Annotated in this window: 6 protein-coding genes and 1 pseudogene; 5 read left to right on the top strand and 2 right to left on the bottom strand. The window is 51.9% G+C overall.

Annotated features, from left to right (window positions below):
• The first annotated feature begins 85 nt into the window (after positions 1 to 85).
• Both QZ506_RS04545 and QZ506_RS04550 read left to right on the top strand, forming a co-directional pair.
• Positions 86 to 226 (top strand): hypothetical protein, encoded by a 141-nt coding sequence (locus QZ506_RS04545; protein WP_291969366.1) that lies wholly within the window; start codon positions 86 to 88, stop codon positions 224 to 226.
• 57 nt (positions 227 to 283) lie between these two features.
• Positions 284 to 1,935: pseudogene (locus tag QZ506_RS04550) on the top strand (methyl-accepting chemotaxis protein).
• Between the two features lie 76 nt (positions 1,936 to 2,011).
• On the opposite strand, the gene ybfE reads toward QZ506_RS04550, so the two are convergent.
• Positions 2,012 to 2,299 (bottom strand): LexA regulated protein, encoded by a 288-nt coding sequence (gene ybfE / locus QZ506_RS04555; protein ID WP_291969368.1) that lies wholly within the window; start codon positions 2,297 to 2,299, stop codon positions 2,012 to 2,014.
• Between the two features lie 174 nt (positions 2,300 to 2,473).
• On the bottom strand, positions 2,474 to 3,247 hold the full coding sequence (gene ybfF, locus QZ506_RS04560) for an esterase (protein ID WP_291969369.1): 774 nt from the start codon (positions 3,245 to 3,247) through the stop codon (positions 2,474 to 2,476).
• A 233-nt stretch (positions 3,248 to 3,480) separates the two neighbouring features.
• On the opposite strand from ybfF, the gene seqA reads away from it, so the two are divergent.
• The 3 genes from seqA to QZ506_RS04575 form a co-directional block, all read left to right on the top strand.
• Entirely contained in the window at positions 3,481 to 4,014 is a 534-nt protein-coding gene (gene seqA / locus QZ506_RS04565; protein ID WP_291969371.1) for a replication initiation negative regulator SeqA, read from the top strand.
• Positions 4,015 to 4,053: 39 nt separating this feature from the next.
• Complete coding sequence (gene pgm, locus QZ506_RS04570) at positions 4,054 to 5,697, top strand: phosphoglucomutase (alpha-D-glucose-1,6-bisphosphate-dependent) (RefSeq protein ID WP_291969373.1); 1,644 nt, start codon at positions 4,054 to 4,056, stop codon at positions 5,695 to 5,697.
• A gap of 173 nt (positions 5,698 to 5,870) precedes the next feature.
• Positions 5,871 to 5,997, top strand: a 127-nt coding sequence (locus tag QZ506_RS04575; RefSeq protein ID WP_367272971.1) for an IS1 family transposase, incomplete at its 3' end; no start/stop codon positions are given.

Here is a 5,997-nt window from a genome sequence, read left to right on the forward strand (position 1 = left end):
CGCTGCTTGAGGGCCTTGTTATAAGAGGGCCAGTTGGTGATTTTAAAATTTTGTTTTGCCATGGAGACCTGATTTTGAAACAACTGTGGTGATCTGCTCCGATGATTACCCAAAAGTTCTATTTATTCAACAAAGCCTATTGACGATGAAAGTAGCAGGTTCGCCGTGTGCTTGCAGGCGTAAAGCATCGCGCGTTTTCCCCTTTTGGGGATTGTTTCAAACCTGATGATTTTTTTAAAAATAATAACCCTACAGCACGTTATTTTATATCTGGAGCTTGCTTATGCAATTTTTGAGAAACATCGCCATCAGAACGGCAATGTTATGGGTTCTAGGGGTTTTCTGTGTACTTTGGGGGGGTGCCGTCTACACCATTTTTTCCTTCAAAGAGATGAACACTACTTCACAGACCAGTACCTTACTGGTTCATAACATGAATTTAGTCAATCAGGGCAACGATCAATATTTTCGCATGGTAACCCGTTTGGCACGAGTAGTGGATTGGCGTCGTATTGGTGAAAACACACTGGCGGATAAAGAGCAGGCGTCAGCATTGACGGCATTGAATAATTTGAAATCCTATCTGGTTACCTTTAGCAGCCTCGATCACGCGGGGTTGGATGCCGCGCTGGCTGAAGCGGTGGTGCGCGATTGGGGCAACCTGATTACCCAGTTCGTTGATCCGATGTTTCAAAAGGCGCAGGCCAATGCCTTGGATGAATATCAACGCTATGCCAAGGAAACGGTGCCGGCGCTCAGTCGCCAATTCGGAGCTTCAGTCAACGCTTTTAACAAGGCAGTTTCTGATAAATTCGCCGCAGCGGGCGCACACTTTCAGCAAATTACCGCTATTGGTCAAAATATTTTGCTGACGGTACTGGTCGTCGGGTTACTGCTGCTGTTTTTCACCGATCGCTATCTCGTGGCCTGTTTGGTTAAACCACTCGATACGTTGCGCGAACACTTCAGTGCTATCGCCTCCGGACAACTCGGCAAACCGATTCATGATTTTGGTCGTAACTGCGTGGTGCGCTTGTTGCCTCTATTACGGGATATGCAAACCAGTCTAGCGACGACAGTCAGTACAATTCGTTCCAGCACGGATGCCATCTATCTTGGTGCCTCCGAGATTGCTTCCGGTAATAACGACCTCTCATCGCGTACTGAACATCAGGCTTCTGCACTGGAAGAGACAGCGGCCAGCATGGAGCAGTTGACGGCAACAGTTAAACAGAATGCGGAAAACGCCAATCATGCGAGCCAATTGGCATTACAAGCGTCCAATACGGCACGAAAAGGGGGGGAGATCGTCGATAACGTGGTGAAAACCATGGCGGAGATTTCGGGAAGCTCAGAACGTATTGCTGAGATCACCACGGTGATCAATGGTATTGCCTTCCAGACTAACATTCTGGCGCTTAACGCAGCTGTTGAAGCTGCGCGGGCCGGTGGGCAAGGGCGTGGTTTTGCGGTGGTTGCTGGTGAAGTGCGCAGGCGGCAAAAGAGATAGAGGGATTGATCGCTGAATCAGCACACTGTGTGGGTACCGGCTCTCAGCTGGTTGAAGATGCGGGTGTTACCATGAGTGACATTGTGCGTGCCGTGACCAATGTGACGGACATCATGGGGGAAATCGCCTCTGCTTCCGGTGAGCAAAGCAAAGGTATTGCACAGGTTGGACAAGCAGTAGCGGAAATGGACAGTGTGACGCAGCAGAATGCGGCACTGGTGGAACAGGCGTCTGCTGCATCACTGTCGTTGGAAGAGCAGGCTGCGGTGCTTAACCGGACTGTGGCGGTGTTCCAACTGTCTGAATCCGTCGTGCCTTTGGCCGCTCCTGTGGCGGCGCCGGTTGCCACATTGGTGCGTGCTGGCAGTGGCACCACAGCAAAAAATGCGTTGCCACCGGGAAACGATAATTGGGAACAATTTTAACCGTGCGGTCTATCCGTTAATGTCGTTATCAGGGAGGGGAAACAGGGCGTCATGGATGACGCCGGAAATCAATGTATCAGGATGAAAGGTCTTTTTCCGCCAGTTGCGACAGCAACATGCGTTCAATGAGCTCACTACGGCTGATGTTCTGCATTTCAGCCAGGCTATTGAGTGCTTCCACGGCTTCCTCATTAATTTTCAATTCGATGCGGCGCAAGCCCCGCACCTTGTCACGACGCAATTGATTGCGCTTATTAATACGAAGCTGTTCGTCGCGTGAAAGCGGGTTGGTTTTGGGACGACCTGGCCGACGTTCATCCGCGAACAGATCCAACGTGGTATGGTCCGTTTGTTCTTTTGCCATAGGTAGTGCTGCTTCAAGGAAGTCTGACCAAAATGCACGTCTCGGTTAAGCGTGACATTCTGATGATGTGGTTACTGTGCATAAGGCTGATTCAGCCGTCCCTATACTGCGGGCGCCATCATACCCTAGCGAGGCTGGCGGCGACAATGGGTAACTGCCGCCGATCGCTACAGATTATGCGGGTGGCTCTTCAAGGAAACGGTGAATAGCGCGCAGAACAGCATCGGGCTTTTCTGCATGAACCCAGTGGCCGCTGCCTGCAATCACATGCGCTTTGGCATAGGGAAACTGCTGCAAAAGCGTTTCCCGATAGCGGTCGTCCAGATAAGGGGATGCCGCACCGCGAATGAACAGGATGGGTTTATGCCAGGTGGGTACGGTTTCCCAGCCGACGATGTGCTCATACTGCTCCCACAGCACCGGGACATTAAAACGCCACTCTCCCTGCTGAAAAGATTTCAGTAGAAATTGCACGACGCCTTCTTCCCTGAGGTGATGATGCATGATAGCAGCGGCTTCGGTGCGGGTGGTGACGCCTGCCGCGGTAACCGCACGCAGGGCTGCAAACACGTCATCGTGGCGACGCAGTTGGTAATCCACCGGCGCAATATCAATGGCGACGATCTTATCAATACGATCAGGGATCTGTGCGCTTAACGCCATGGCGGTTTTTCCTCCCATGGAGTGTCCGATGATAATGGCGTTATCGATGCTTAATGCATCCAGTAATGCTTTCACATCGCCTGCCATGGCAGGGTAGTTCATTTCCGGCGTGCGTGGTGATAATCCGTGGTTGCGTAAGTCGAACTGAATGACATCGTGCTGCTTTTGCAGGTCTCGCGCCAGAATACCCAGGTTATCCAGATTACCAAACAGACCGTGAATCAATAGGATAGGCAGCGCGTTAGTGGGTTGTTGCGCATTTTGCAAGCGATAATTCAATTTCATGGTGAAGTTCATTCAGAGACACAGGCGCTTAGGGTATCATGACTGCTGCCGATGATGTTGCACTGTGGAAAATGAAGACTATGCTTTTTGCAGGTTACAGGTAATGGGGCGAGGGAGCAGATGGGGGATCGTCTGACTTTCGATATTGTTTGTGTAGTGCCGCTGTTCGGTGGTATTGATTCGCCTGTATACTTCTTGCCGATTAATTAGAGTAAAAACAGTACTGGATAAAGATGAAAACTATTGAGGTCGACGAAGAGCTGTATCGTTATATTGCCAGCCACACGCAGCACATTGGTGAAAGCGCTTCGGATATTCTGCGTCGCATGTTGAATTTCCGGGCAGGGCAGGTGGTCGCCGCTTCTGAAACGGCCACAACGAAAGCGCAGACGCCAGCGAGTGTAGCCACAAAACCGCGTGATTGTGTAAGGGCTGTGCGTGAACTGTTGTTGTCCGATGAATACGCCGCGCAAAGTAAAGCTATCAATCGCTTTATGCTGGTGCTCTCCACCTTATATTGCCTCGAACCGAACGCTTTTTCTGCGGCAACCGAGCAGCTTCATGGTCGCACGCGCGTTTATTTTGCTGGCGACGAACACACACTGCTTCAGCATGGCGTCCATACCAAACCCAAGCATATTCAGGGCACGCCTTACTGGGTCATCACCAATACCAATACAGATCGCAAACGCAGCATGGTTGAGCAAATCATGCAATCGATGCAGTTCCCCACGGAGCTTGTCGAAAAAGTGTGCGGTACTATTTAGCAAATAGCGTCTTAACGAATAGCGTCAGGGAGAACGCCGATGGCTAATCACCCCAGAGCCGGACAACCCACCCGGCAAAGTGATTTGATTAATGTGGCGCAATTAACGTCACAGTATTATGTATTACGCCCCGATGTGGATAACGCCGCACATGCAGTGAAGTTCGGGACATCGGGTCACCGCGGCAGCGCGGCGCGCCACAGTTTTAATGAGGCGCATATTCTTGCTATCTCTCAGGCGATTGCCGAAGAACGCAAAAAGCAAGGGATCACCGGCCCCTGTTTTGTGGGTAAAGACACCCACGCGCTGTCGGAACCGGCTTTTATCTCAGTGCTGGAAGTGTTGGCAGCGAACGGCGTTGAAGTGGTGGTGCAGCAGGACAATGGCTTTACGCCGACGCCCGCTATCTCCAATGCCATTCTGGTGCATAATTGCAAAGGTAATGCGCATGCCGACGGGATTGTGATTACTCCGTCTCACAACCCACCGGAAGATGGCGGTATTAAATATAATCCGCCCAATGGCGGGCCCGCTGATACCAATGTCACCAGCGTTATCGAAAAACGTTCCAACGCCCTGCTAGCTGATGGGTTAAAAGCAGTAAAACGCCTGACGCTGGATAAAGCCTGGCAGAGCGGTCATGTGCATGAGCAAGATCTGGTGCAACCTTATGTCGAAGGATTGCGTGAGGTCGTGGATATCCCCGCCATTCAGAAGGCAGGGCTGACACTGGGTGTCGATCCGTTGGGCGGTTCAGGCATTGCCTACTGGCAGCGCATCGCAGAGCACTACAAGTTGAATTTACACTTGGTCAACGATGCGGTCGATCAGACGTTCCGCTTTATGACCTTGGATCATGACGGCGTTATCCGCATGGACTGCTCTTCAGAGCCAGCGATGGCGGGATTACTGGCGCTGCGTGACAAATTTGATCTGGCTTTTGCCAATGATCCTGATTATGACCGCCACGGCATTGTGACGCCCGCGGGTCTGATGAACCCGAATCACTATCTGGCGGTTGCTATCGACTACCTGTTCCGTCATCGTCAGCAGTGGGGGCAATCTGTTGCTGTCGGCAAGACGCTGGTTTCCAGTGCCATGATAGACCGCGTGGTGGCCTGCCTTGGGCGTAAACTGGTGGAGGTGCCGGTCGGGTTCAAATGGTTTGTTGATGGTTTATTCGATGGCAGCTTTGGTTTTGGCGGTGAAGAGAGTGCGGGTGCATCCTTCCTGCGCTTCGATGGCACGCCATGGTCAACGGATAAAGATGGCATCATCATGTGTCTGCTGGCGGCTGAGATCACTGCGGTAACCGGTAAAAATCCGCAGCAACACTATGATGCGCTGGCGGCCCGTTTTGGTGCGCCGAGTTACAACCGTATTCAAGCCTCTGCGACTCACGCGCAAAAAGCGGCGCTGTCGCGCTTATCACCTGAACAGGTTGCTGCCAGTACGTTGTCTGGCGATCCGATCACGGCACGTTTGACGGCTGCTCCGGGTAACGGTGCCTCTATTGGCGGATTGAAAGTGATGACGGATAACGGCTGGTTTGCAGCGCGTCCATCGGGCACGGAAGAAGCCTACAAGATTTACTGCGAAAGTTTCCTGGGCGCGGAGCATCGCGCGCGCATTGAGAAAGAAGCGGTAGATATTGTCAGTGCCGTGTTGGCAAACGCCAAATAAGCGATCCTTTAGGGGCGCGCTGACAAACAGCACTACACCCCCGTCATTCCCGGCCTTCGCCGAGGATGACAAGGGGTAAAGCGGCTTTGCCATCAGACTGAGGACGCCCTGTGGGTAGTGTATTCAATATGTTGATTGCAGTGTGAAATGTCCGGTTTGGGATGTGGAATACAGTGGCTAAAGTTGATGTAAGATGCCCGTTTTGTGAACAGACATCTCCTGTGAAAAAACACAGTTATGGCAAAAGTGGCCATCAGCGTTACCGTCGTCAGTCATGCAAACACGGATGGCTACAGGGCC

It is taken from the genome of Candidatus Symbiopectobacterium sp. (assembly GCF_020054415.1).
In the GTDB taxonomy this organism is placed as follows: Bacteria; Pseudomonadota; Gammaproteobacteria; order Enterobacterales; family Enterobacteriaceae; genus Symbiopectobacterium.